Below are 24,678 nucleotides of genomic sequence, written 5' to 3'. Positions count from 1 at the left end.
CTGCGTCTAGGCAAGATAAAGCATCATTATAGCCAAAGAGGAGCCGCCGGAGAAGGAAGGAGAGCCATGTTCGATCCCACCGTTTACGAGAATGTGAAAGTGGTTCTGGAAGGAGCCGCCTATGAGCTGGACGAAGGCGGCCGATGGTATATCGGTGGCCGGGAGGACCTGCTGGACCTGGCGGCCATGTCCCGGACCTTTCGGCTGAAGCTGATCCGCTCCGTCCGGCTCCCGCTGCCCGAAGCGAAGCTCACCCTCTCGGCGGGCACGGAGGACCTGGCGGCGGAGATCCTCGAACTGAGGGACCGGCGTCCGGGCTGCGGCTTGGGGCTTGTTTTTATATGCCGGGTAACCGATCCTGTCCGGGAATGCAAGCGGGCAGAGGAGATTCTGAGAGAGCTGTGGGGACCCGGTCCCGCGATCGCTCAGACGCTGTCCCAGCTCTATGGCCGAGAAGCGGAGGGCTACCTCAACTCCATCGAGATTGACTTCCGCCGCCGGTTCGACGAAGGCGTCATCCAGGATATGCCCGGCTTCCTGGAGCATATCGCCGAGAGTTTGGTTCGGCTGGCCCGTCTCTCCTGAAACCGCACCGCCCTCATCCGCGTACATACGAATGATCAGCTGCCGCAAGGAGGTCAACTCATGTTTCAGCGCGATACGATTTTACGAATGATCCAGGATTTGACCGAGATGATCGCTACGGTTTCGGACTTGAAGAAGCAGCAGAAGCAGGAGCTGGCTTTTTCCGAGATCGACGATCTATTGGGACGGTACTTCCGAATGAACTCGAAGCTGCTGAACGCCCTCTCGGACAAAGACCTCTTGTCCATGTTCTCGACGAACGGCTTTCTGGAGGCGGAGAAGGTTCTGGCGCTGGCCCGAATCCTCAAGGAGGAGGGCCTGCTTCACGAAAGCCTGGGCGACGACGAGGAAGCGGTCCGCCGCTACCGGAAGGGGTTGCTGCTCGCGCTCGGGGTATCCGAATTGGAGGAGCAGCCTTCCGACATGGGCAAGGAGACGGTTCAAGAGCTGCATGAGACCTTGAAGAATTACGAGCTGCCGGTTTCTCTGCTGGAACGGCTGCTCGGGCACTACGTGAGCGCCCGCCAATTCGCCGCTGCGGAGGATTGCCTGTTCGATCTGGCGGAGCAGAGCGAGGATGGGCCTGCCGCATCCATCGGGGAGCGCTTTTATGCCGGGCTCTTGGATCGCAACCCGGAAGAGCTGGAGCAGGGAGGACTTCCCTTCGACGAAGTCGCGGAGGGCAAGGCCGCGTTTGAAGCCCGTTACGGCAAGGCCTAGAGAGAGAAACCAGCCAGGAGAGAGACCATCCGGATGATGCCATGAGGAGGAATTCGGATATGCCAGTGATCACAGTAGGAGACCGGGTTAGAGCGTCCTTCAAGAGCGGGGAATACATCGGCGAAGTGATGGAGCTGTCCGAGCGCAAAGCCGCCGTGCGGGTGCTCGCCGTGCTCAAACACCCGGCTCAGGGCGATTTGCATCACCCGGGGAGGGCGGATGTGCTTCTGTTTCACCAGCGGCGCGCGCTGGCTTTTCAGGAAATCGCGCTCATGCCCTTGCCGACGGTGGTGCTGTACAGCGGAGAGATTCCCGATTACCGAGCCTCTCTCCGATCGGCGCTCGATCGCGAGGTGCGCGGTCTGCAGGAGCAGTGGAATTACGCCAGCCGGGCGCTTCAGGAGCTGAAAGCGCTGGAGGAGGATTATTTTCGCCCAGCCGAATGAGAAGGGGAGATGAGCCATGAACGCTCATGAAATTGATTATCAGATCCTAGGGGAAGAAATGCAATGCGTGGAAATCGTGCTGGACCCTTCCGAGAGCGTCGTCGCCGAAGCCGGAAGCTTCATGATGATGGAAGACGGCATCCAGATGCAGACCATCTTCGGAGACGGGTCCTCGGCCGGATCGGGAGGCTTGATGGGCAAGCTGATGGGCGCAGGCAAACGGCTGCTTACCGGCGAGAGCCTGTTCATGACGCATTATACCAACCGGGGCTATGGACGGAAGAGCGTCACGTTTGCCGCTCCTTATCCCGGTAAGATCATTCCGCTTGACCTGAGAAGGTATAGCGGCAAGGTCATTTGTCAGAAGGACGCTTTCCTGTGCGCCGCGAAAGGGGTATCCGTGGGGATCGAGTTCCAGCGGAAGCTGGGAGTCGGCTTTTTCGGCGGAGAAGGCTTCATTATGCAAAAGCTGGAGGGCGACGGGTTGGCCTTCGTCCACTCCGGCGGCTTCGTGCTGGAGAAAACCCTGGCTCCGGGCGAAACGCTGAGACTCGATACCGGGTGTCTCGTGGCGATGACGCAGGAGGTTCACTATGATATCGAATTTGTCAAAGGCATCAAGACGGCCGTGTTCGGCGGAGAAGGGTTGTTCTTTGCCACTTTGAAGGGCCCCGGCAAGGTATGGGTACAGTCGCTGCCCTTCAGCCGAATGGCCGACAAGATTATTTCCGCTTCCCGTATGGGAGGACGCAAGGAAGAAGGGAGCATCCTCGGCGGGATCGGTAACCTGCTGGACGGAGACTGATATGAACTCATACGAATCCCTGCTCAAATGGAATGGGCACACCCACACGAATTTCTGCCGGCATGGCAGCCCCGCTCCCATGGAAGCCTACCTCGAAGAAGCCCTGAAGCACGGGTTCGAACGCTATACGATCAGCGAGCATCCGCCGCTGCCCGCCGGCTGGATTCCCGACGAGCCGCTCATGCGCGAGCTGGCGATGCGGGAGGAGGAGCTTCCCGGGTATATGGAAGCGGCTCTCGGGGTAAAACGGCGCTATGAGGGCCGTCTGGACATTCGGGTCGGCTTGGAGCTGGATTATCTCGAAGGGAACACCGGCTATTCCGAACGGCTGCTGGAACAGACGGAAGGCCGGCTGGACGATCTCCTGGTCTCCGTGCATTACCTGCGGGGCCGCGGCGGAATGCGCTCTATTGACTATACGCCGCAGGATTTCCGCGATAACCTGCTCTCGTATTATGGTTCTATGGAAGCGGTAGTAGGAGCTTACTTCGATCAGGTCGAGCAGGCCGTGGAATGGGCGGGAAGCCTGTCCTGCGGCAAGCGGCTGGGCCATGTCAACCTGATCCGCAAGTTTCAGACGGCGCTTCCGGCCATGGACCCCGGGCAGCTTGACGAGAGGCTTCGCAAGCTGGTTCCCGCGCTCAAGCGATACGGCATCGGCCTGGATGTAAACACCGCGGGCTTCCGCGTTCCCACCTGCGGGGAGGCTTATGTTCCCGGATGGCTGCTTGCGGTATGCCGCGAGGAAGGCATTCCGTTCGTCTTCGGTTCGGATGCCCACAAACCGGAAGACGTCGGCTCCGGCTGGGAATGGTTTGCCCGTACGGTCCGGACAGAGGCGAACGCTTAATATTTGGGCCGGGTCCTAGGTGGGTGCACAAGCGCCCTTCCGCTCCTGACATAGGATATCGTGTGTTCCGCACAGTCCACTGACAAAGGAGAGGTTGAGCCGTGACTCCCTACGCCAACATGCCGATGGTGTCTCCGTACGCGAATGCCCCGATGGTTTCGCCGTATGAAAATGCCCCCATGGTCTCGCCGTACACCAGCAACATGCCGATCATGCCCGTAGCTGCCGTTTCCGCCTGTACCCCGGTCGCACCCGTCCGCAGCAACCTGGAGTACGTTCTCGTGCTGTTCGTCCTGCTGGTCATTATCCTGCGTGTGCCGATCTGCTAAGCAGCTCGGGCAACCCTGCAAGGCGCCCCGCTTTCGGTTATCCGAGGCGGGGCGCCTTGCCCGTATTTGTGAAGGAAACGGGTTCCCGGTATACTGGAGAAGAATGGCTCCGAGTCGGAGGAAGCTCCGAAGCTGCGATAGGAAAGGATGAGCCCGGTGAGCGAAAGCAAACGGATTGGCCTGATCTCCGATACCCACATGCCCCACCGCGGGCAGGAGCTGCCGAAGGAGCTCGTGCGCGGCTTGCAGGGGGTGGACTTGATTCTTCACGCCGGCGACTGGACCGCTCCCTTCGTCATCGACCGGTTGTCCGAGATCGCTCCGGTCGACGGAGTAGCCGGCAACAATGACGGGCCGGACCTGATCGCCCGATGGGGACGGCGTAAGATCGTCACCGTGGAAGGCGTGCGAATCGGCCTCATTCACGGCGACGGGTATTCCCGGCCGACCGAGGAGAACGCCCGCCGCGCGTTTGCTAAGGAGGACGTGGACCTGATCGTCTTCGGGCATTCCCATAAGCCCTGGAAAGGCGAGCTGGACGGCGTGCTGCTGTTCAACCCCGGCTCGGCATGCGACAAGCGCCGCGAAAGCCGGTATTCGTATGGAATTCTGGAGATCGGCGGCAGCGGCTTTGAGCTTCACCATCATTATTATGCGGACAAATCCTAATCCGAAGGAGGATGCGATCATGAAGTGGACGGAACTGACGACCGCCGACGAATGGGCGAAAGCCCGGGACGAATCCAAGGACCAAACCGTGGTGGTGTTCAAACACAGCACCACCTGCCCGGTCAGCGCTAACGCGTACCGGGAATTCGAGAGCTATCTGGCGGACAAGCCGGACCCGAATGCCCAGTATTACCTAGTGAAGGTGATCGAATCGCGCCCGGTGTCGAACCGGATCGCGGAGGATACCGGCATCAAGCACGAATCCCCGCAGATCATCTGCCTGAAGAAGCAGGAGCCTTATTGGAACGCTTCGCACTGGTCCATCACCAAGGCCCACATGAGCGCCGTTCTGGATGAATAGACAGGAAGAGCCCGGCGCCGGCCGGGCTTTTTTTGTTTGAACGCGCGTAGTTTAGGGGTAAATAAAGAAGGTGTTTGTTCCAAATTACCTTCAAGAGGAGTGAAGATCATGAGCAAAATCGCATTCTTGCTGGCCGGCGGCTTCGAGGATTCAGAGATGAAGGTGCCGTATGACTCATTAAAAAGCGACGGACACGATACCCTGATCATCGGCTTGAAAAAGGGAGAAGAGCTGAAAGGAAAGAATGGGGAAGCCTCCTATCAGGCGGAAGAAGCCATTGAGAGCGTTAAGGCTGCCGATTTTGACGCCGTGGTGATTCCGGGCGGTTCTTCGCCGGAGGGGCTTCGGACGAACGAAAGCATTCTCCGCTTCGTGAAGGAGCTGAACGAAGCCGGTAAGCCGATTGCGGCGATCTGCCATGGTCCGCAGATTCTGATCAGCGCCGGACTGCTGGAGGGCCGTACGATCACCAGCTATCCGCCGCTGAAGGACGATATGGTCAATGCCGGAGCCAACTTCGTCGACGAGGAGGTTGTCGTGGACGGCAACTTCATCACCTCCCGCACGCCCAAGGACGAACCGGCGTTCATTCGGGAGATCAAGCACAAGCTGGGCGCTTCGGTTAGCCGGTAACGGCCGTTCCGTCTGGACTTAGTCCGAAGAACGCAAACGCGTTATCCCGGGTACACGGGGACGAATCACTGCAATAAAAGGGAATGTACGTTCCCTTTTATTGCACCCGAATTCGGCGGCAGCGCGCAAAAAGAAAATGGCATTCAAACGTTTAAGCGTTTGAATGCCGTTTTATTTAGGAAGGGGTTGGTTTAAAATTTCATCTTGCTCTCGACCAGACGCTTGGTGCTGGCAAAGAGATATTCCGCTTCGTTGCGGCTCAGATGGTGTCGGGAGCATTCGCGGAGGAAACCGTCCCGCAGGCTGCCCAGGTCGGTGATTCCTTCCGCCTTGGCCATCTCGCCGAACGAGCGGGCATCCATCTGTCCGGAGTCGAGGAGCATCAAGACTTTGGCGGAGACGAGCTGAAACATTTGCGCGCCGAGCTGCACTTTTCTTTCGTCCAAGACCGTTTGGAAACTCATAGTGGATAACCTCCATTTATCAGGCTTACAAATTAATTATATCACCAACTCGGCAAAAAGAAAGGGAAAAAACGGTTAAAGTAAGCGATTTCAAAAAATCTTCACGATTGAAAATCCGGTTTTTCTTACATTTCCGTAGGAAGGTTCGGGCAGGCTAATGGGGTGTTTGGCAACTGGAATCCGGCAAGGAGGAGGAATGCTCGATGCTCCATCTGAAGGCGGCCCTGTTGGCCGCAACCCTAGTCTTGTCCGGGCCTGGCCTCCTGATCGGCGAGCAGCCGAAGGAAACGGTGCGAACGCAGCGGACGGGCGAATTGAGCCTGGCCCAACTGACGGCAAAGTATCCCCGGCTGTTCTTCCTGCGGGGAGACCCTGCCAAGCGTCAGATTGCGCTCACCTTCGACGATGCCCCCGATCCGCGGTTTACGCCGCAAATTCTGGATGTGCTGAAAGCCCGCGGGGTTAAAGCTACCTTCTTCGTGGTCGGCTCCCGCGCCGAGAAGCATCCCGATCTGGTACGGCGGATGATTCGGGAGGGGCATGTCGTCGGCGGGCATTCTTACGATCACCCCGACTTGACTCGGCTCAGCGATGCCCGCTTTCATGCGCAGATCGAGAGGACCAGCTCCATCTTGACCGAGCTCACCGGGAATCGCCCCAACTTGGTCCGCCCCCCCTACGGCGAGATCCGCGAACGGCAATTGCTGTGGCTGGGCCGACACGGCTATTATACCGTCAATTGGAGCGCGGACTCGCTCGACTGGCGCAATCTGCCGTCGGATCGGGTCTACGCCAACGTGATGAAGAGCATCCGGCCGGGGGTGATCGTTCTCCAGCATGCGGGCGGGGGAGCGGGAGAACGGTTAGGGGGGACCATTCGGGCGCTGCCTCGGATCATCGACGAGCTGAACGCTCGCAGCTATAGGCTGGTGACCGTCCCCGAGCTTCTGGATCTCCCCGGTACGACGGAAATGCCGGATTGGGAGTGAGACGGCCTTAAGGGCGGCCCCCGCCCGGTCCGCTTTCATTTCCGCCGATCCGTGATAGAATAGATAAGTTCCCGTTCGCGATGTGCGGATCAGAAGGGACACTATGAGAAAAAAAGGAGTAGAACCTTATGGTAGATCCCAGACTCACCCAATTGGCTGAAGGACTTGTCGGGTACTCCGTGAAGCTGGAGCCCGGAGAGAACGTCCTGATCGAAGCGACCGGTATCGAGACTCCCCTGGTGACCGAGCTTGTCAAAGCGGTACGGCGCAAGGGCGCGTACCCTTATGTGAATTTGCGTGATCCGAGGGTAACCCGGGCTCTGTTATTCGATGCGGCAGAAGAGCAAATCAAGACCTGGGCCGAGATCGACAACCATCAAATGGAGCAAATGCAATCGTACATATCCGTTAGAGGCGGACAGAACATCACCGAGCTGTCGGATGTGCCCCCCGACCATCTGCGGATGTATTCGTCCTTCTATACCCAACCGGTTCACTTCGAGACGCGGATCAAGAAGACGAAATGGGTGGTGCTCCGTTACCCGACGCCTTCGATGGCGCAGCTCTCCTCGATGAGCACGGAAGCCTTCGAAGACTTCTATTTCAACGTGTGCTTGCTGGATTACAGCAAGATGTCGCAGGCGATGGACCCGCTGAAGGCGCTCATGGATCGCACCGACAAGGTTCGGCTGGTCGGCCCGGGAACGGACCTGTCCTTCTCGATCAAGGGCATCGGCTCGATCAAATGCTCCGGCGAAATGAACATCCCCGACGGGGAAGTCTACACCGCACCGGTCCGCGATTCGATCAACGGCGTCATCACGCACAATGCGCCCACTCCGTACGACGGCTTCACCTTCGAGAATGTCCGTCTGGAATTCAAGGACGGCAAGATTGTGAACGCCACCTCGAACGATACCGAGCGCCTGAACAAGATTCTCGACACCGACGAGGGCTCCCGTTATGTCGGTGAATTTGCCATCGGCGTCAATCCCTATATCCGCGAGCCCATGAAGGACATCCTGTTCGACGAGAAGATCGACGGCAGCTTCCATTTTACGCCGGGCGCCTGCTATGACGATGCCTACAACGGCAATCATTCGTCGGTGCATTGGGACATGGTGTCGATTCAGCGCCCCGAATACGGCGGCGGGGAAATCTGGTTCGACGGCAAGCTGATCCGCAAGGACGGCCGGTTCGTGCTGCCCGAGCTGGAAGGGCTGAATCCGGAGAACCTGAAATAAGGAAGCTCGACACGATTTTTATCCAAAAAAAGTCCGCAAAGCCTTGCTGCAAGGCTGTTTGCCGTCACAACCTCGTGTCGGATTCATAAAAGCTTTGGGGTTTATGTAAAAAAATTCCGGCGACACTCTTGTCCGGAATTATTTCGTCGATTATAATAAGGGCGAACGAGAGAACTCCATAAGGAGGGATATGCATGCTCGGACTTATTTCTCTGTTGGCTTATTATTGGGGACCGTGATTTAATAAAGAATCAGGCAATCGTTGCCTGATTCTTTATTTTTCTATATAAATAAATGGAGAAATCTGCGATAATGAATTGCAAATCTATCTTTTCACAAAGAGGAACATATGAAGGACAAAAACTATTTCACTCGATTTCTATTTGGCTTAGGAATCATTGCTTGCTTTCACCTTGTGTTCTTTCTTTTTCAAGTTAACAACAACTGGATGACGATCCTTCCTATTATTGTCGTCTCTATCCTTTTTCAAATCGTGCCGATTCTTCTTCCCGGAGGGCTATCTTTCAATGGGAGCGGAGTAGTGGTTTTATATCTGCTCCTATTTTATCCTTTTGGGGCCAGCGTACTAGCTATTTCTATAAATGTTCTGGCTTTCTTCTTTATCTGGACTCCGGATAAACGCAAGATCAATTGGTTCAAAGCGCTCTGTAACTTCGGTGTAAACTATGCATCTGTTCTAATTTGTTCCTTTGCATTAACGTTTCTTCCGGATATGCATATCGTTTTACGTGCAATTGTCTCTTATATTATCTTTGAGATATCGCAATTATTATTATGGTCGGGAATCACCAAGTCCATTAATGTGAACAAAGAGAAATTTAATATTAAGTATTTGATTAAAGTGCAATTGCCCACCTCCTTCGGATTGATAATGTTGATAAAGACGGTTGTGCAAGTTAATTACATTTATCAATGGATTGAGCTGCTCTTTGCCGTTTTTGTGATGACGATCATCAACCGATATACAAACTCGCTAACTAAGCAATACCGACTCGCCGAAGAGAGCAACCAGCGATACATGTCGCTTTTCCAGCAAAACCCCGATATCGTTTTTACCCTTGATTCCAAGCAGATCATTACAAGTGTGAATCCCATGATGGAGAGGATTCTGGGATACACGGATCATGAAGTTGTCGGCAAACCGATCGACCAAGCGTTTCACATCCTGGAGATGGAGCAGTTCCGGGACAAGCTCGGAAGCTTGTTCCAAGGCGAACCCCAGCATTTTCCGCTGACCATCTACCATAAAGACGGCATCCTGCGCGAATTCGAAGTAACGAGCGGTCCGACGATTGTGGACAACCTGGTGGTCGGCATCTATGGCATCGCCAAGGACCGGACGGCCGAGAGGGAAGCGGAACGGATCATCCACCGGATGGCGTATTACGACTCCGTCACCGGGCTGCCCAACCGCGCCTTCTTCCATAAGAAGCTCGATGAATTGCTGGAGGTTGCCCAAGCGAACAACGGACGGTTCGGACTCCTGTACCTCGACCTCGATCAATTTAAGAACATCAACGATACCCAAGGCCACCACAGCGGAGACAACCTGCTGAGCCAAGTGTCGGGGCGGATACTCGAAGCCATACATAGCGCAAGCTTTATCTCCCGGTTAGGCGGGGACGAATTCACGGTGCTGCTGTCGCGGATTCAGGGAGAGGAGGAATGCATCCGGGTGGCGCGTTCCATCCAGCATGCCCTCTCCGCTCCGTTTCATTTGAACGACCAGGACATCTACCTCACAACGAGCATCGGCATCAGCATTTATCCCGAGAGCGGGCTGGATTCCCAGACGCTCGTCAAAAACGCCGACACGGCCATGTATAAGGCGAAGGACTCCGGCGGCGACGGCTACTGCCTGTATACCGCCGAGCTGCAGAACGCCATCGAGGAACGGATGATCCTCCAGAACAACCTGCGCCGGGCGATGGAAAAGGAAGAGTTCTTCCTTGTGTACCAGCCGCAGCTCGATCTGACGAGCGGCCAGGTAATCGGCGTTGAAGCCTTGATCCGCTGGGAGAGTCCCGAGCTCGGCCATGTGACGCCGGCCCGGTTCATCCCGGAAGCGGAGCGCAGCCGGTTGATCCTGCCCATCGGGGAATGGGTGCTAAGAGAGGCCTGCCGCCAGTGCAAGGCGTGGCAGGAGCAGGGCTTCCCGGCGATCTCCATCGCCGTCAATCTTTCCTCCGTGCAGTTCCTCAGCGACGATATCGTCGAGACCGTCCGCGGCGCTCTGATCGGGACGGGGCTGGCGCCGCGCTACCTGGAGCTGGAGATCACCGAGGGAATCCTCTTGCAGAACACCAACCGCACCATGCGCCTGCTTCGGGAGCTCAAGGAGATCGGCGTGCGGATTTCCATCGACGATTTCGGCGTGGGCTATTCCTCGCTGAGCTATCTCAAGCATTTTCCGTTCGATACGCTCAAGATCGACCGCTCGTTCATTCAGGAGATGCACCAGGACCCGAAGGACCAGCTCATTATCGGCTCCTTGATCAACCTGGCGCACAACCTGGCGATGAAGGTCGTCGCCGAGGGCGTCGAGACGGAAGAGCAGCTTCAGTACCTGAAGGAGCATGACTGCGACCTGGTTCAAGGCTATCTGATCAGCCGCCCCATCCCGGCCGAGTCGCTGGAGAAGGGCTTGTGGATCGCCAAGTCGATCGTACCCGAGGGCTAAGCGGGAAAGGCTTGCAAATTCGGTTTAAACGCGCTATGGTAGAAACAACAATTTCATAGGCGCCGGGAGCTTGATGAAGTCAGGCTGAGAGTACGATCTCGTATCGTGGACCGGATAATCTGATCTGGGTAATGCCAGCGTAGAGAATAGCAGGGAACGTTAGGCCGTTCGGTTATTCCGCACGGCTTTTGTTGTGCGTTCGCTTCTCACTGCCCGTCTGCCCCGATCGGTTAAGCCCCATGAGAGCATGAAGAGGAGAGGGAGAACCAGGATGAAGAGAAGCAGCGTTCGTCTTGCGGCGGGGATCTGCGCGTTAGCGCTTGCGATTGCCGGCTGCGGACAAAGCAAGGAGAACGGAGACTCGGCCGCCAGTTCGAGTCCCAAGCCGGAACTCAAGGACATCCAGGTGGTGCTCGACTGGACGCCCAATACGAATCACACCGGGCTGTATGTCGCCAAGGAAAAAGGATTTTATGAACAGCATGGCTTGAACGTCTCGATCATCCAGCCGGGCGAAGCCGGAGCGGACAGCATGGTCGCTTCAGGCGAGGTACAGTTCGGCATCGGCTATCAGGAAGGGCTGACGTTCGCCCGTACGGAAGGCGTTCCGCTCGTCTCGCTGGCGGCGATCATCCAGCACAACACCTCCGGGTTTGCCGCACCGGTTGCGAAGAACATCAAATCGCCGAAGGATTTTGCCGGGAAAACTTACGGCGGCTTCGGCGGACCCTCCGAAACGGCGATCCTGCAAACGCTGATGGAAGCCGACCACGCCGATCCGTCCACCGTCAAGGTGATCAACATCGGCTCCGCGGATTATTTTACCGCCGTGAAGCGGGACGTGGATTTCTCCTGGATCTATTACGGCTGGACGGGCATAGAGGCCCAGCTTCGGGGAGAGCCTTTGGATATGATTTACTTGAAGGATTTCTCACCCAAGCTGGATTATTACACGCCGCTGCTCCTGACCAACGAGAAGCTGATCGCGAATGATCCCGATACCGTCAAGGCCTTCATGGCCGCCACGTCCGAGGGCTACGAATACGCGATCGCCCATCCCGACGAGGCCGCCGATCTTCTGCTCAAGGGAGCGCCGGACCTCGATGCCAAGCTGGTCAAGGCCAGCCAGGAGTGGATCAGCAAGCAGTATCAAGCGGACGCGTCCCAATGGGGAATCCAGAAGCTTGAGGTCTACCAAGGCTATGCCGATTGGATGACGGAACATAAGATCCTGACGAAACCGTTCGATCCGGCGAAGGCATTCACGAATGATTTCCTGCCGGGTCAAGGAAAGGGGAACTAATCATGGCCGATACGCTGTTGTCGATTCAAATCATTCCCAAGACGCCGCACGGAGAGGACGTCATCCCGTATGTGGACCGCGCCATCGAAGTGATTCAACAGGCCGGCATCAAGCACCGCGTCGGTCCGCTGGAAACGACGATGGAGGGCAACTTCGAGGAGCTGCTCGCCGTGGTAAAGCGAATGAACGACGCCATGCTGGAGATGGGCAGCCCGAACATCATCTCGCAGGTGAAGATTTACCACAACCCGTCGGGGGCCTCCATCGAACAGCTGACGGAGAAATACGACGGATGACCCGCTTCCGGTTTGCCAAACGAATCTGGCCGCCGCTCGCGGTGTTTGCCGGCTTCCTCCTGCTTTGGCAAGCCGCAGTGACGGCGTTCGCCACGCCGAATTGGATGCTGCCGAGTCCGCTGCAAATCCTGCGGGAGGCCGGAAGAGGTTGGCCGCGGCTGTGGACGAACACGGCGGCGACCCTGTCGACGACCCTGATCGGCTTCGCCGTCGGAGCGGCGGCGGGCATCCTGATCGCCTGCCTGCTGCATCGGATACCGGGCGTCAAAGCGGGTTTCTATCCGCTCTTGATCCTGTCCCAGAACATTCCGACCGTGGCGCTGGCTCCGCTCCTGGTGATCTGGTTCGGCTTCGGGCTATTGCCCAAGCTGATTCTCATCACCCTCGTCTGCTTCTTCCCGGTCTCGGTCGCCCTGCTCGGCGGGCTCGCACGGACGGATGAGACGATGATGGATTACTTCCGCATGTCGGGAGCGACCAAGCGGCAGATCTTCTTCAAGCTGGAGTTCCCGCACGCCTTGCCGGCGCTGTTCTCCGGGCTGAAGCTGTCGGCGGCCTACAGCGTGATGGGCGCCGTCGTCTCCGAATGGATGGGCGCGCAGAAGGGGATCGGCGTGTTCATGATGAACGCCAAGGCTACCTACCGGTCCGACCGGATGTTCGTCGCCATCTTCGTGGTCGTGTTCATCAGCATGGCCATGTTCGGCCTGATCAGCCTGATGGAAAAAGGGTTGGTTCGGCCGGCCTCGGCCCGAAAGGAGACGAATACATGACGCAGGAGCGGCAAGACCGTCACCTCTTGGAGCTGGAAGCCCTGTCGCTCGCCTTCCGCGACCGCGGCCGGGAAGAGCGGGTATTGGACAGCATCGGCCTGCATGTGGACAGGCGGGAATTCGTCTCCATCCTCGGGCCGTCCGGTTCGGGCAAGAGCACCCTGTTTCACTTGATCGGCGGGCTCTTGAAGCCCGACAGCGGCCGCGTGCTGCTGAACGGGGAGGACATCGCCGGGCAGGTGGGACGGATCAGCTACATGCCGCAGCAGCCGGCGCTGCTGCCCTGGCGGACGGTGCGCGACAACGTCATCCTCGCCCGCGAACTGAAGGGCGGCAAGCGCAAGGCTGAGCTCCGCGCCGAAGCGGAGCGGCTGCTGGATCGCGCCGGGCTCGCCGGGTATGCCGGCAGCTATCCGAATCTGCTCTCCGGCGGCATGATGCAGCGCGCTTCGTTCGTCCGCGCGCTGCTGAGCCCGCAGGAGCTGCTCGCGCTGGACGAGCCGTTCGGGGCGCTCGACGAGCTGACCCGGCTCGACATGCAGCGCTGGCTGCTCGATATCTGGGAGGAGGAGAAGCGCTCGGTGCTGTTCATCACCCACAGCATCGACGAAGCGATCCTGCTGTCCGACCGCATCTATCTGTTCTCGGCGAAGCCCGCGCGCGTGGTGGAAGAGATCGCGGTTCCCTTCGCCCGGCCGCGCCGGGAGGAGTTGCCGCTTACGCCGGAATTCGTGGAGCTGAAGCGGGACATCTACCTGCGGATGAAGGCGGACCAGGGCCGAGATTCGGACGTATGAAGGCAGGCATGGTGCAAGCGAATCCGCATAAGGAACGAATAGCGAAGAAGACTCCAACGCCCATACCGCGAGCGAAGGAGTCTTCTTTATTCTTAGCAGTCGGTTCCCATCATGGCAGCCCTTCGGTTTACTCAGTTGCCGCGGAGGCTTGGGCCTGTTCGATGATCCAGGGCGCCGCTTCCGCCAGACTGGGAGCGGAGTAATCGGCTTCGGGATCGGGCGGCCCGATCCGGACGGTAATGCAGCCCGCCGCCCGCCCTGCCTGGATATCGGTTTCCCGGTCGCCTACCATAAAGCTTGCGGTCAGCTCAAGGCCGTGCTTCTCGGCGAGCTTCCGCAGCATGCCCGGACTCGGCTTGCGGCAATCGCATCCCGACTTGGGCCGGTGCGGGCAATAGGCGATGTCCGTGAGAACCGCGCCTTTCTCCTGAAGCAACTCTTCGAGGCGGCGATGAATGGCCGTGAGCGAGCCTTCCTTCATGAAGCCAAGCCCGATGCCGCCCTGATTGGTGACGACGAATACGGGAAGTCCGGCGTCGTTCAGCGCTTTGATCGCCTCCGGGACGCCTGCGAAGAGAAACAGCTGATGCGGATGATTGACGTGGCGGACCCGGTCGGTTTGGCATTCGTTGATAACGCCGTCGCGGTCCAGAAATACGGCTTGCTTCATAAGGGTCCTCCTTGCGCGGTCCGGCTAACGGAATGTTGTTATTGTAACCGGTCTGGCTCTGAAAGTATAATAGAAGGTGGAATATTGTTTTTTTGAAGCTCCCGCTTTTACCGAGACAGGAGGATTCCCTGAAGTCATGAGAAAAATCAAGGTGTTTACCGATAGCACGAGCGACCTGACGCCAGAGCTGTTGGACCGCTATGAGATCGGTATCGTTCCGCTATATGTCGTCTTCGGAGAAACATCGTACCGGGACGGAGTCGACATTGTGCCCGGAACCCTCTACCGGCTAGTGGACGAAACCGGCAATCTGCCGAAGACCTCCGCCCCGGCTCCCGGCGATTTTCTATCTTACTTTGAACCTTACTTGAACGACAACTACGATATCCTTTATATTGGCTTGTCCTCTTGCTTGTCTTCCACGATCCAGAACGCCACCTTGGTCGCCGGACAGTTCGAGGAAGGACGGGTTACGGTGGTCGATTCGCTCAACCTCTGCACAGGCATCGGCCTGCAGGCGGTGCTTGCGGCGCGGCTTGCCGAGGAAGGCAAAACTCCCCGGGAGATCAAGGAATATCTGGTCCGCAAGCAGGGAGACATCGAAAGCGAATTTATCATCGATACCCTCGATTACCTGCATAAGGGCGGCCGCTGCTCCAGCGTACAAGCCTTCATCGGCAACATGCTCAAGATTCGGCCGATCGTCAAGGTCATCGACGGGAAGATGATCGTCGCGGCCAAGATTCGCGGCAAGCGGGAGAAGGCGCTGCAGCAGCTTCTCGATAACGCGCTCGCCAATGCCGAACGAATGATGCCGGGCACCATCTATGTGGCCCATTCCTTTGCCTTGGAGGAAGCGGAATACCTGCGCGACGAGCTTGCACGATACACCGGCCAAAGCGATATTCCGATTACCGAAGCGGGATGCGTCATTTCCAGCCATTGCGGCAGGCAGACGGTTGGCATTTTCTATATGAAAGCCTGAGGAGAGATTCACATGACCATCAAGATCATTACCGACAGCGGAGCGGACCTCCCGAAGGAGTTTCTGGAACGTCACGACGTCTCCATTGTGCCCCTTTCCGTTCATTTCGATCATGAGAAAATGCCGTCCGATCTCAGCGCCCAGGAGTTCTACCGCCGCATGAGAGAGTCCAAGTCGCTGCCGACGACGGCCAGTCCGGCTCCTTACGATTTTCTGGAAATGTTCAAACGGACGGAGGAAGGGACCGACATCCTGGTCCTATGCATGTCCTCCAACATCAGCAGCACCTATCAGAATGCCATGATCGCCCGGGAGATGTACCTCGACGAAGGGCATACCAATTCCATCGAGGTTTACGACAGCAAGACCTTCTCGCTCGGCCTTGGCTTGACCGTGGCGCACGCTGCGAAGATGGCGCAAGCCGGCTCGACGTTTCACGAGCTCAAGCAATGGGTCACCCAGCATGCGAAGGACATCCGCGCTTATTTCACCCTCGACTCGCTGGAGAATGTGATCAAGGGCGGACGGCTCGACAAGCTGCGCGGCACGGTCGCTTCCGTGCTGAACATCAAGCTGCTCATGCGGGTGAGCGACGAAGGGACGGTCGAGGTGGTCGAGAAGCACCGCGGAATGCCGGCGACCCTGAACGCCTTGGTCAAGAAGCTGGAGGATAAGCAGCACGATTTCGAAAAAGCGGTGTTGGCGGTCTGCCACAGCAACTGCGAGGAGCGGGCCCGCGAGGTGATTCGGATGATCTTGGCCAAATATCCGTTTCGGGAGGTCATTCTCTCCGATATGGGGCCGATCATCGGAACGTATGCGGGTGAAGGCGGGATCGGCGTTGCGTTCTGAGCCGGGGCCCTTGGCCGAAAACCGGATGTTCGAAGAAGGCGCGAGCCTTGGCCGGAAACAGGGATGATTGAATACGAAGCAGCAGGGAGACCGGTTCTCGGTCTCTCTTTTTTGCGGCAAGCCGGCAAGCTGTGATAGATTTCACGGACAGACCGGGCAGCAAGTGGCATGGTGGATAAAGGCAATTTGACAACCCGGGAAAATGAAGGAGATTGGACTCAAACATGAAGCGCATATGGATCAATCGGCAGGGCTCCCTGCGGATGGGCTGGAAGCTGCTCGCCGTCTTCGCGGCAAGTATGGTGTTGAATTTCGTGGTAAACGGCTTGTTGTCCTTGAAAGTAAACGACCGGACTTTATTCGGGCAGAACGGATTTACGGACAGCCTGAAAGCGCCCAGCCTCTATTTTGCCATCGTGGTGGTCTTTGCGGCAGCGGTATTGGAAAAGTGGAGCTTGAGCTCGATCGGCCTGACCAATCCTTTAACCGGATGGGGTAAAGGAGCGGCGGGAATCGTCTCCGGAGGCGTCAGCTGTCTGGTTGTCATTCTCTTGTTGGGCATGCTGGGGTATGCGGTTTTCCCGGATGGTCTGCTGGGAGCGGACTGGCACCGTTTGAACGTAGCGGCGATCTTTACCTCCTGTTTGTTTCCTGCCATCGGCGAAGAGCTGCTCTTTCGCGGGTATGGGTTGAAGCTGATGACCGGTTCGTTCGGACGCAACGGTGCCATTGTCGCTTCTTCGCTTTTGTTCTCCCTCATGCATGGGGCCAACACGGGAGTTACGGCTCTGGCCTTCCTGAATATCGGGCTGATCGGGCTGGTCTTCGCCCTGGTCGCGGTCCGCAGCGGGTCCTTGTGGTTTCCGATCGGGTTTCATTTTGCCTGGAACTTCGTCCAGGGCTCCCTGTTCAGCGGAGCCGTTAGCGGCGGGGGCGGAGGCGGCCTAATCCCGGTGAACGATGTGGGAAAAGCCTGGCTGTCCGGAGGGGCCTTCGGGATTGAAGGGAGCATCTGGGCGACTCCGATCCTCGCTCTTCTGGTGGTGATCGCAGCGGGCTGGCGATTTAAGGAAACCGCCGGCGGTTGGAACCGTTCCGGCTTATCGGCGTAATTTGGAAGGAACTAACCGTTTATCTCACCGGCGTGCCGAAGGGCCGCCGGTTTTTTCATGTCTTAAACAAGGTCTTGGGGGTGCGGAGGCTTTTGGTATAAGCGAATATGTGTGATGTTATTCACAGAATTGATAGGAATCCTGGCATTTCCCCTCTTGCAGGCGGCTGCACGATCCTCAATAATGAAGAGAAGGAACGCTTCGCAAGGGAAGCGAAGAGAGAGGAAGGTTGCCGGCATGTCCTCATTGCCACGCGTGAATGAGTTAGGATTTTTTGAAATTCGGCTGGAGTCGATCGGCGGTCTCGGGGCCAACCTGGCCGGGAAAATGCTGGCGGAGGCCGGCGTCTCCGGTTCGGGCTTCAACGGTGTGAGCTTTTCCTCATATGGTTCGGAAAAGAAAGGTTCACCGGTTAAAGCGCATATCCGTTTTTGTGAAATGGGGACGCCCATTCGCGATACATCTCCGGTGGAAAGGCCCCATGTCGTCGGCGTCTTCCACGAATCGCTGTCCAAGACGGTGAACGTCATCAGCGGGATCTACGAGAACAGCACCGTGCTGGTCAACTCGGCCAAGACTCCGGAAGAGCTGAAGGCGAAGATGCAGCTCATGGGCGGGACGATCGCCGTGGTCAACGCGACCGCCATCGCCCTGGAGGAGAAAAACCGCGTCAATATGGCGATGCTCGGGGCGCTGTTCCGGCTGTGTCCGTTCCTGGACGCCGACCAAATGAAGGGGGTCATCCGCAAATCGCTGGAAAGCAAGTACCCGCAATCCGTCCAGCCTGCGCTGAACACGTTCCAGCGCGGATACGACGAAGTGGAGTTCCAGACCTTCGCGGTTCCGGAAGGGCTGTCGATGCCGGAGTTCAAGCGCTGGGATACGCCGGTGCTCGGTTATGAGACCCAGCCGATCGGCGGGCTTGTGGTCAACCCGGGCAACAGCGTGCTGAAGGACCTCAGCATCTCGCGCTCCGGCCTGATGCCGGCGTTCGACGAGGACAAATGCATCCATTGCGCCTCCTGCGACACCGTCTGCCCGGATTTCTGCTTCGTCTGGGAAGAGAAGCCGGACAAGAAGGGACGGCCGCAGCTGTTCCTGCAAGGGATCGACTACCAATACTGCAAGGGCTGTCTGAAATGCATCAAGGCCTGTCCCACCGACGCGCTGTCCTCGTACCGGGAGACGGACGGCTACGCGGAAGAGCATCGCGTTCCGCATTCGTTCCGGCTCGTGGATCGGCTGGCAGGCAATCAAGCTTAAATGTTCGCGGTTCGTCCCGCGCGGTCACACCGCGGCGAACCGGAAGGAGGCTCATGCATGGCTATTGAAATCGACAAAGAGACGCTGCCGGCCCGTGTGGAAGAGAAGATCGTCTACGAATCCGGCAACGAGATGGCCGCCTATGCGGCTCATCAGATCAACTATCATATCATGGGGTATTACCCCATTTCGCCGTCCACGGAGGTGGCCCAGTTCCTTGATCTGATGAAGGTGAAGGGGCAGCACGACATTAAGCTGATCGCCGCCGACGGGGAGCACGGCTCGGCCGGGATCTGCTACGGAGCGTCCACGGCGGGCGGACGCGTGTTCAACGCCACGAGCGCGAACGGCTACCTGTATATGCTGGAGCAGATGCCCGTCCAATCGGGTACGCGGTTCCCGATGGTGCTGAATCTGGTCTGCCGGTCGGTCTCGGGACCGCTCGACATCCACGGCGACCATTCGGACCTCTATTACGCCCTGAACACCGGCTGGCCGATCCTCATGTGCCGCGATCCGCAGGCGGTCTACGACATGAATATTATGGCGATCAAGCTTGCGGAGGACCCCGAGGTGCGGCTGCCGGTCATGGTCGCGTCGGACGGGTATTTCACCTCGCACCAGAAGCGGCGGGTCTCGACCTTCGCCCATCGCGAGGACGTGCTGAGCTTCGTCGGCGAGCTGCCGCCGGAAGGCTTCGCGCACACGCTCGACCGCAACAACCCGATCACCGTCGGCCCGTACATGAACGAACCGGATTTCATCAACAACTGCTACCAGCAGTCGACGGCGATGTATAAGGCGGGCGAGGTGTTCGACCGCATCCGCCGCGAATACGCCGGCTTAACCGGCCGCGACTATCCGATGCTCGACCTGTACCGGATGGAGGACGCCGAGGTGGCGGTGTTCCTGATGAACTCCGCCTCGGAGCTCATCAAGGACGTTGTCGATCAGCTCCGTGCGCAGGGGATCAAGGCCGGCTCCATCGCGCCGAACATCATCCGACCTTTCCCGGCGAAGGAAATCGCCGAAGCGCTCCGCGGCGTGAAGGCGGTCACCGTCGGCGACCGCGCCGATTCCTACGGCGGCCACGGCGGCAACATGGTGAATGAGATCAAGGCGGCGCTCTTCACCCACGGCGTTACGGACACGCTGGTCGTCAGCCGCATCTATGGCCTCGGCGGCAAGGATTTCTATGCCGAGGACGGCCATGCGTTCTTCCAGTATGCGCTCGACGCCGCCCGCCTGGGATACGTCGAGAAGCCGTTCGATTACCACGGCCACACGCCGGGCGATCCGGCGAACGCGCCGAAGCGGGTGCTGGAGCCGCTGCGCTACGAGGACCTGAAGACCGGGCTGATCCAAGTGTCCCGCGACGCGGTGAGCGGCAAGGTGAACGTCAAGATCCCGCCGCTGCGCTCGCTGACCAAGAAGCCGAAGCGCATCGCGCCGGGGCACGGCACCTGCCCGGGCTGCGGGATATTCTCCGGGCTGGAGCTGTTCTTCAAGGGCATCGAAGGCGACATCGTCACGCTGTTCCATACCGGCTGCGCCATGGTCACGACTACGGGCTATCCGTATTCCTCGCACAAGGCGACGTATATCCATAACCTGTTCCAGAACGGCGCCGCTACGCTCTCCGGCGTGGTGGAGATGTTCTGGGAGCGCAAGCGCCGCGGTGAGCTGGATCACCTCGGCCTGAAGGACGACTTCACCTTCGTCATGGTCACCGGCGACGGCGGGATGGACATCGGCATGGGTCCCGCCATCGGAGCGGCCCTGCGCAACCACAAGATGATCATCATCGAATACGACAACGAGGGCTACATGAACACCGGAGCGCAGTTGTCTTATTCGACGCCGATGGGACACCGGACCTCGACCTCCAACGTCGGCAAGGACAAAGGCGGCAAGCCGTTCCATCACAAGGATACCGCGCAGATCATGGCGGCCACGCACATTCCGTACGTCTTCACCGGCAGCGAGGCTTACCCGCAGGACCTGCTGAAGAAGGCGGCCAAGGCTCAGTACTATGCCCAGAACGAGGGACTGGTCTACGGCAAGATTCTCATCGCCTGCCCGCTGAACTGGCTGTCCGAGGACGACCTCGGAACGGAGATCGTGAGCGAGGCGGTGGATTCCTGCTTCTTCCCGCTCTACGAGGTGGAGCAGGGGATCACGACGATCACCTACAACCCGGAAGAGAAAGGTAAGAAGATTCCCCTCTCCGGTTGGCTGAAATCGATGGGCAAGACGCGGCATCTGCTGAAGCCCGAGTATGCCGAAGCGTACGCGTCGTTCGAGCAGGAAGTGGAGCGGCGCTGGAACATGCTGAAGGCGAAGCATGAGAATCCATATTTGTAAAAAAAGGAAATCCGAATAAGTGTTTTAGCGGTCCCCTTCAAGTATTCACTCGATAAAACCATGTATGACCATGGGAACGAGTGTACAGGAAGGGGATTTTTCTATTCATCCAAGGGTCGATTGGGGGAGAAAACCTATATTCAATCTTCCCTTTGATGTAAATTCATGCCAAGGTTATAATGATCAGTATTGTAAAAGAAGGTACAAGCATTACCATGTCGGAGCGTTCGCGGAGATGAGATGAACACACTGGAGAAATCGATTGAAAGCGTTTTATCAGACAACGGGCTTTCCCAGGAAGAGATCCTCTTCTGGATGGTCTGTGACCGGGGAGTGGACGGGGCTTTTACGGATACCTATCTGCTCCTCGGCAAGGACCATCTGATCCTTCTTACCAATGACGAGGTGGCTCGGCAGAAAACATTCAAAGGCTATACCGCCATCAAGAGAAAGAACCCTCCTCAGCTTCCGCCAAGATCCAATGGCGAGTGGAAGGTAGAGATCATTCCGATGGATCGTATCGAATCCGTTTCCATCGTCAATCTGGTGGCATCCGGGATGATTGTGATCAAGGAGGAATTCGAGCGGTCCATCGCCGCGTTTACCAACGGGCAGATGGCCAAAGCGGCAAAGCTGGAATCCATCTTTAAGAAGCTGAAGAAGAACGAAGAAATCACAGCCAAGGATATGAACGAGGAAGAAGACAACGGTTCTTGTCCGAAATGCGGAATGGTCTACCTGGAGAAAGACCGGCCCGTCTGTCCCAAGTGCATGAAAAAGCATGCGATTTTTGCTCGATTGCTGTCTTATGCAACGAACTATAAAGGGTCTATCTTCTTCATCGTATTGTTTATGCTTTTAAATTCAGCGACGGGCCTGGTGATACCTTATCTGCAGGGAACCGTGCTGTTTGACCAGGCGTTGGGCAAAACCGGGACGTTCTCGGGGAAAATCCTGCTCGTCATCTTGCTCATCGTCGCTTTCCGAACCTTGTCCTTGTTGTTCGGGATCTTGTTTGGCCTCATCAATGCGAAATTGGCGGCTAACGTGGCCTTTGATTTGAAAACCACCGTCTTTACCGCCATGCAGCGGTTGTCCCTTAGCTTTTTTCACAAGAAGCAAACCGGCCAGCTTATGACCCGGGTTAATAATGACGCGACGGAGCTGCAGTTTTTTTTCGTAGACGGCATTCCCTACTTTATTGTTAATGCCATGAATATTGTGGGAATTACCGCAATTCTGCTGTACCTGGATTGGAAGCTGACCCTGATCTGCTTTATTCCGCTGCCGGTGACCCTGGTGATTCTTCGTTGGATTTTCCCCAAGCTTTGGAGGCTGTCCTGGAGAAGGCATAAACGGGTGGCAAGATTAAACGCCCTAATCAGCGATACCGTCAGTGGAACGCGGGTGGTAAAAGCGTTCGGGAAGGAAAAGAAGGAGATGGAGCGGTTCCAAACGGCTAATCTTACCTTCTCGCAAGCGGAGCAAGCCTTCAACAAACTGGGCAGTACCTTATTTCCGGTTTTAAACGTTCTAACTCAATTCGGGGGGCTCATCATTTGGGCTTTTGGCGGCTGGAAGGTTATGAACGGAGATATGACTTTCGGAAAAATCATGACCTTCATTAACTACATGTACATATTGTATGGTCCGATCCAATTCATGAACAATATCGTCGGCTGGTGGTCGTACTGTATGTCGGCGGCCCAGCGGATTTTCGAAATCCAGGACGCGGTTCCGGAGGTTGTGGAGAAAGAAAATGCCGTTCACCGGGAAGAAATGGCGGGAGAGATTCGGGTGGAGGGCGTCACCTTCGGCTACGAGCCCAACAAACCGATTATCAAGGAAGTCCATATGCTGGCCAAACCGGGTCAAATGATCGGGGTTGTCGGCCACTCGGGAGCGGGTAAATCCACGCTGGTCAATCTCATTTCCCGTCTATACGACGTGACGGAAGGGGAGATCAAGATCGACGGTATCAACGTCAAGGATTTATCCATGCATTCGCTGCGGAAGAATATCGGGATCGTCTCCCAAGAGGTTTACGTCTTTATCGGGTCTATTGCGGAAAATATCGCATACGCCGATCCGGACTGCACCACCGAGGATATCATTCACGCCGCCAAAATCGCCAAAGCCCACGATTTCATCGAGAAGCTGCCGGACGGTTACGATACCATCGTCGGCACGGGCGGACACAATCTGTCCGGCGGGGAGAAGCAACGGATTTCCATTGCCCGGGCGATTTTGCACAATCCGCGAATCCTGATTCTGGACGAAGCCACGGCATCTCTCGATACCGAAACGGAGCTGCACATTCAGGAGGCTCTTGAATCCCTGATCAAAGGAAGAACGACGATCGCCATCGCCCACCGCTTGTCCACACTGCGAAATGCGGATTATTTAATCGTGATGGAAGGCGGCAAAGTGACCGAAGCGGGCACCCATAAAGAGTTAATGGGCAAGGATGGAATCTACAAAAGCTTGGTGAAGAAACACGACGAAGCGCTGAAGATGAAAGGGGTGGGATAGTTATGACCGCAGCAGAACAGGAATTGACCCGGAATCGGGAGATCAGGGAGAAATCCGAATTGACGGATGCCGCCCAAATCGTTTACTTAACCCCGGAAAATGCGGAGTTCAAGGAAACAACAGGACAAATGCTGGCGGCAACCGTAGGAGGAGAGGTTCATCCGGTGGTATTCCTCCACTGCTCTTTTCCCCACACGAATAAACGGTTGTACATTTCCATCAGAACCATAGAGAACAAGGAGATCGGGATCATCAAGTCCCTGGATGATTTCCCGAACGAAATCGTTCGTTTGTTGGAGAAGCACATCCAACTGCGGTATTTTGCACCGGAAATCACGAAGGTGTCAACGATTAAGGAAGAGTATGGCTATTCCTATTGGGATACGCAAACGACGGCGGGGGCTTGCCGGTTCACGGTGCAAAGCGGGGGAAGCAATGTGAAGATGGTATCCTCTCAAGCCCTGTTAATCACCGACGTGGACGGAAACCGGTTTATCATTCCCCATATCGACCAATTAAGCGATAAAGAATACCGGATGGTGGAGATGTGCATGTAGCACACTTCCGCATGGGTCCGGAGAGGGGTGAGGATCGGGAATGAATTTGTGTTTTGAATTGACGGCAGCGGATCTGCAGGCGGCTCGACAAGCCGTAGGGGATGAGATTAACTATCGTGTGCCGGCGGATTTAACGCTGAGTGGCTTGAAAAGCACCGGGTACTTCGTGATCGGGGAAGACCATTGGGCGGTTATCCAGGACGGCAAGGTTCAGGATAGGGGAGCAATCGCAGAAGGACGCGATTATAAGGTTATCCCCTTGATTGGCAATGCCATCCTGGAAACGGAAACGAATGGGGCGAAGCGGATTCTGGCCCGGGGGTCGATGCAGCATGCGGCCCGGTATGCCTATATCGCCCAAATTCTCAATCATATGGC

General features: G+C 57.0%; 25 protein-coding genes. 23 read left to right on the top strand and 2 right to left on the bottom strand.

The genetic code is table 11. The features are described from left to right. The first annotated feature begins 66 nt into the window (after positions 1 to 66). From ACSEXS_RS09210 to ACSEXS_RS09170, 9 genes are all read left to right on the top strand, one after another. Complete coding sequence (locus ACSEXS_RS09210; protein ID WP_438432861.1) at positions 67 to 585, top strand: hypothetical protein; 519 nt, start codon at positions 67 to 69, stop codon at positions 583 to 585. 60 nt (positions 586 to 645) lie between these two features. Then, the gene (locus ACSEXS_RS09205; RefSeq protein ID WP_438432860.1) at positions 646 to 1,305 is read left to right on the top strand and encodes a DUF6483 family protein; all 660 of its coding nucleotides are present in this window, start codon (positions 646 to 648) and stop codon (positions 1,303 to 1,305) included. A 59-nt stretch (positions 1,306 to 1,364) separates the two neighbouring features. After that, the gene (gene kapB, locus ACSEXS_RS09200) at positions 1,365 to 1,751 is read left to right on the top strand and encodes a kinase-associated lipoprotein KapB (RefSeq protein WP_438432859.1); all 387 of its coding nucleotides are present in this window, start codon (positions 1,365 to 1,367) and stop codon (positions 1,749 to 1,751) included. 16 nt (positions 1,752 to 1,767) lie between these two features. Further along, positions 1,768 to 2,556, top strand: a complete 789-nt coding sequence (locus ACSEXS_RS09195; protein WP_438432858.1) for a TIGR00266 family protein — start codon at positions 1,768 to 1,770, stop codon at positions 2,554 to 2,556. 1 nt (position 2,557) lies between these two features. Then, positions 2,558 to 3,406, top strand: coding sequence for a histidinol-phosphatase HisJ (gene hisJ / locus ACSEXS_RS09190; RefSeq protein WP_438432857.1), 849 nt, complete (start codon positions 2,558 to 2,560; stop codon positions 3,404 to 3,406). A 101-nt stretch (positions 3,407 to 3,507) separates the two neighbouring features. Beyond that, the gene (locus ACSEXS_RS09185) at positions 3,508 to 3,735 is read left to right on the top strand and encodes a hypothetical protein (RefSeq protein ID WP_438432856.1); all 228 of its coding nucleotides are present in this window, start codon (positions 3,508 to 3,510) and stop codon (positions 3,733 to 3,735) included. Between the two features lie 156 nt (positions 3,736 to 3,891). Further along, a complete protein-coding gene (locus ACSEXS_RS09180; protein WP_438432855.1) occupies positions 3,892 to 4,404 on the top strand; it encodes a metallophosphoesterase family protein in 513 nt (170 codons plus the stop codon). A gap of 19 nt (positions 4,405 to 4,423) precedes the next feature. Beyond that, entirely contained in the window at positions 4,424 to 4,765 is a 342-nt protein-coding gene (ytxJ, locus tag ACSEXS_RS09175; RefSeq protein WP_438432854.1) for a bacillithiol system redox-active protein YtxJ, read from the top strand. A 108-nt stretch (positions 4,766 to 4,873) separates the two neighbouring features. Beyond that, the gene (locus tag ACSEXS_RS09170) at positions 4,874 to 5,398 is read left to right on the top strand and encodes a type 1 glutamine amidotransferase domain-containing protein (protein ID WP_438432853.1); all 525 of its coding nucleotides are present in this window, start codon (positions 4,874 to 4,876) and stop codon (positions 5,396 to 5,398) included. A 191-nt stretch (positions 5,399 to 5,589) separates the two neighbouring features. Here ACSEXS_RS09170 and ACSEXS_RS09165 read toward each other — a convergent pair whose 3' ends face one another. Then, a complete protein-coding gene (locus ACSEXS_RS09165) occupies positions 5,590 to 5,862 on the bottom strand; it encodes a hypothetical protein (RefSeq protein ID WP_438432852.1) in 273 nt (90 codons plus the stop codon). A 203-nt stretch (positions 5,863 to 6,065) separates the two neighbouring features. Here ACSEXS_RS09165 and ACSEXS_RS09160 point away from each other — a divergent pair, with 203 nt between their 5' ends. From ACSEXS_RS09160 to ACSEXS_RS09130, 7 genes are all read left to right on the top strand, one after another. After that, positions 6,066 to 6,851 (top strand): polysaccharide deacetylase family protein, encoded by a 786-nt coding sequence (locus ACSEXS_RS09160; RefSeq protein ID WP_438432851.1) that lies wholly within the window; start codon positions 6,066 to 6,068, stop codon positions 6,849 to 6,851. Between the two features lie 128 nt (positions 6,852 to 6,979). Beyond that, positions 6,980 to 8,095, top strand: a complete 1,116-nt coding sequence (locus tag ACSEXS_RS09155; RefSeq protein ID WP_438432850.1) for an aminopeptidase — start codon at positions 6,980 to 6,982, stop codon at positions 8,093 to 8,095. Positions 8,096 to 8,444: 349 nt separating this feature from the next. After that, positions 8,445 to 10,796: a putative bifunctional diguanylate cyclase/phosphodiesterase gene (locus tag ACSEXS_RS09150; protein WP_438432849.1), complete on the top strand. Its 2,352-nt coding sequence runs from the start codon at positions 8,445 to 8,447 to the stop codon at positions 10,794 to 10,796. A 271-nt stretch (positions 10,797 to 11,067) separates the two neighbouring features. Continuing rightward, positions 11,068 to 12,099 carry an ABC transporter substrate-binding protein gene (locus ACSEXS_RS09145; RefSeq protein ID WP_438432848.1) on the top strand — a complete coding sequence of 344 codons (1,032 nt, stop codon included), beginning with the start codon at positions 11,068 to 11,070 and terminating at the stop codon, positions 12,097 to 12,099. A gap of 2 nt (positions 12,100 to 12,101) precedes the next feature. Then, positions 12,102 to 12,395, top strand: a complete 294-nt coding sequence (locus tag ACSEXS_RS09140; RefSeq protein ID WP_438432847.1) for a thiamine-binding protein — start codon at positions 12,102 to 12,104, stop codon at positions 12,393 to 12,395. Next, a complete protein-coding gene (locus tag ACSEXS_RS09135) occupies positions 12,392 to 13,168 on the top strand; it encodes an ABC transporter permease (protein ID WP_438432846.1) in 777 nt (258 codons plus the stop codon). The genes ACSEXS_RS09140 and ACSEXS_RS09135 overlap by 4 nt, the downstream gene beginning before the upstream one ends. Then, positions 13,165 to 13,965, top strand: coding sequence for an ABC transporter ATP-binding protein (locus tag ACSEXS_RS09130; RefSeq protein ID WP_438432845.1), 801 nt, complete (start codon positions 13,165 to 13,167; stop codon positions 13,963 to 13,965). Before ACSEXS_RS09135 ends, ACSEXS_RS09130 begins: the two co-directional genes overlap by 4 nt. Positions 13,966 to 14,092: 127 nt before the next feature. Here ACSEXS_RS09130 and ACSEXS_RS09125 read toward each other — a convergent pair whose 3' ends face one another. After that, complete coding sequence (locus ACSEXS_RS09125; protein ID WP_438432844.1) at positions 14,093 to 14,635, bottom strand: D-glycero-alpha-D-manno-heptose-1,7-bisphosphate 7-phosphatase; 543 nt, start codon at positions 14,633 to 14,635, stop codon at positions 14,093 to 14,095. Between the two features lie 136 nt (positions 14,636 to 14,771). On the opposite strand from ACSEXS_RS09125, the gene ACSEXS_RS09120 reads away from it, so the two are divergent. The 7 genes from ACSEXS_RS09120 to ACSEXS_RS09090 all read left to right on the top strand — a co-directional run bounded on the left by ACSEXS_RS09120 (position 14,772) and on the right by ACSEXS_RS09090 (position 24,300). Then, complete coding sequence (locus ACSEXS_RS09120; protein WP_438432843.1) at positions 14,772 to 15,620, top strand: DegV family protein; 849 nt, start codon at positions 14,772 to 14,774, stop codon at positions 15,618 to 15,620. 12 nt (positions 15,621 to 15,632) lie between these two features. Beyond that, complete coding sequence (locus tag ACSEXS_RS09115) at positions 15,633 to 16,472, top strand: DegV family protein (RefSeq protein ID WP_438432842.1); 840 nt, start codon at positions 15,633 to 15,635, stop codon at positions 16,470 to 16,472. 224 nt (positions 16,473 to 16,696) lie between these two features. Further along, complete coding sequence (locus ACSEXS_RS09110; RefSeq protein WP_438432841.1) at positions 16,697 to 17,584, top strand: CPBP family intramembrane glutamic endopeptidase; 888 nt, start codon at positions 16,697 to 16,699, stop codon at positions 17,582 to 17,584. 237 nt (positions 17,585 to 17,821) lie between these two features. Next, positions 17,822 to 18,847, top strand: coding sequence for a 2-oxoacid:acceptor oxidoreductase family protein (locus tag ACSEXS_RS09105; protein ID WP_438432840.1), 1,026 nt, complete (start codon positions 17,822 to 17,824; stop codon positions 18,845 to 18,847). A gap of 57 nt (positions 18,848 to 18,904) precedes the next feature. Next, complete coding sequence (locus tag ACSEXS_RS09100; protein ID WP_438432839.1) at positions 18,905 to 21,211, top strand: thiamine pyrophosphate-dependent enzyme; 2,307 nt, start codon at positions 18,905 to 18,907, stop codon at positions 21,209 to 21,211. 240 nt (positions 21,212 to 21,451) lie between these two features. After that, positions 21,452 to 23,743, top strand: a complete 2,292-nt coding sequence (locus ACSEXS_RS09095; protein WP_438432838.1) for an ABC transporter ATP-binding protein — start codon at positions 21,452 to 21,454, stop codon at positions 23,741 to 23,743. 2 nt (positions 23,744 to 23,745) lie between these two features. Beyond that, positions 23,746 to 24,300 carry a DUF1854 domain-containing protein gene (locus ACSEXS_RS09090; RefSeq protein ID WP_438432837.1) on the top strand — a complete coding sequence of 185 codons (555 nt, stop codon included), beginning with the start codon at positions 23,746 to 23,748 and terminating at the stop codon, positions 24,298 to 24,300. Positions 24,301 to 24,678: the final 378 nt, after the last annotated feature.

The sequence above is a fragment of the Gorillibacterium terrae genome (assembly GCF_051594785.1).
GTDB lineage: Bacteria > Bacillota > Bacilli > Paenibacillales > NBRC-103111 > Gorillibacterium.
Note: the sequence above shows the minus strand (reverse complement) of the source record. Positions and strands in the feature narration are given on the sequence as shown.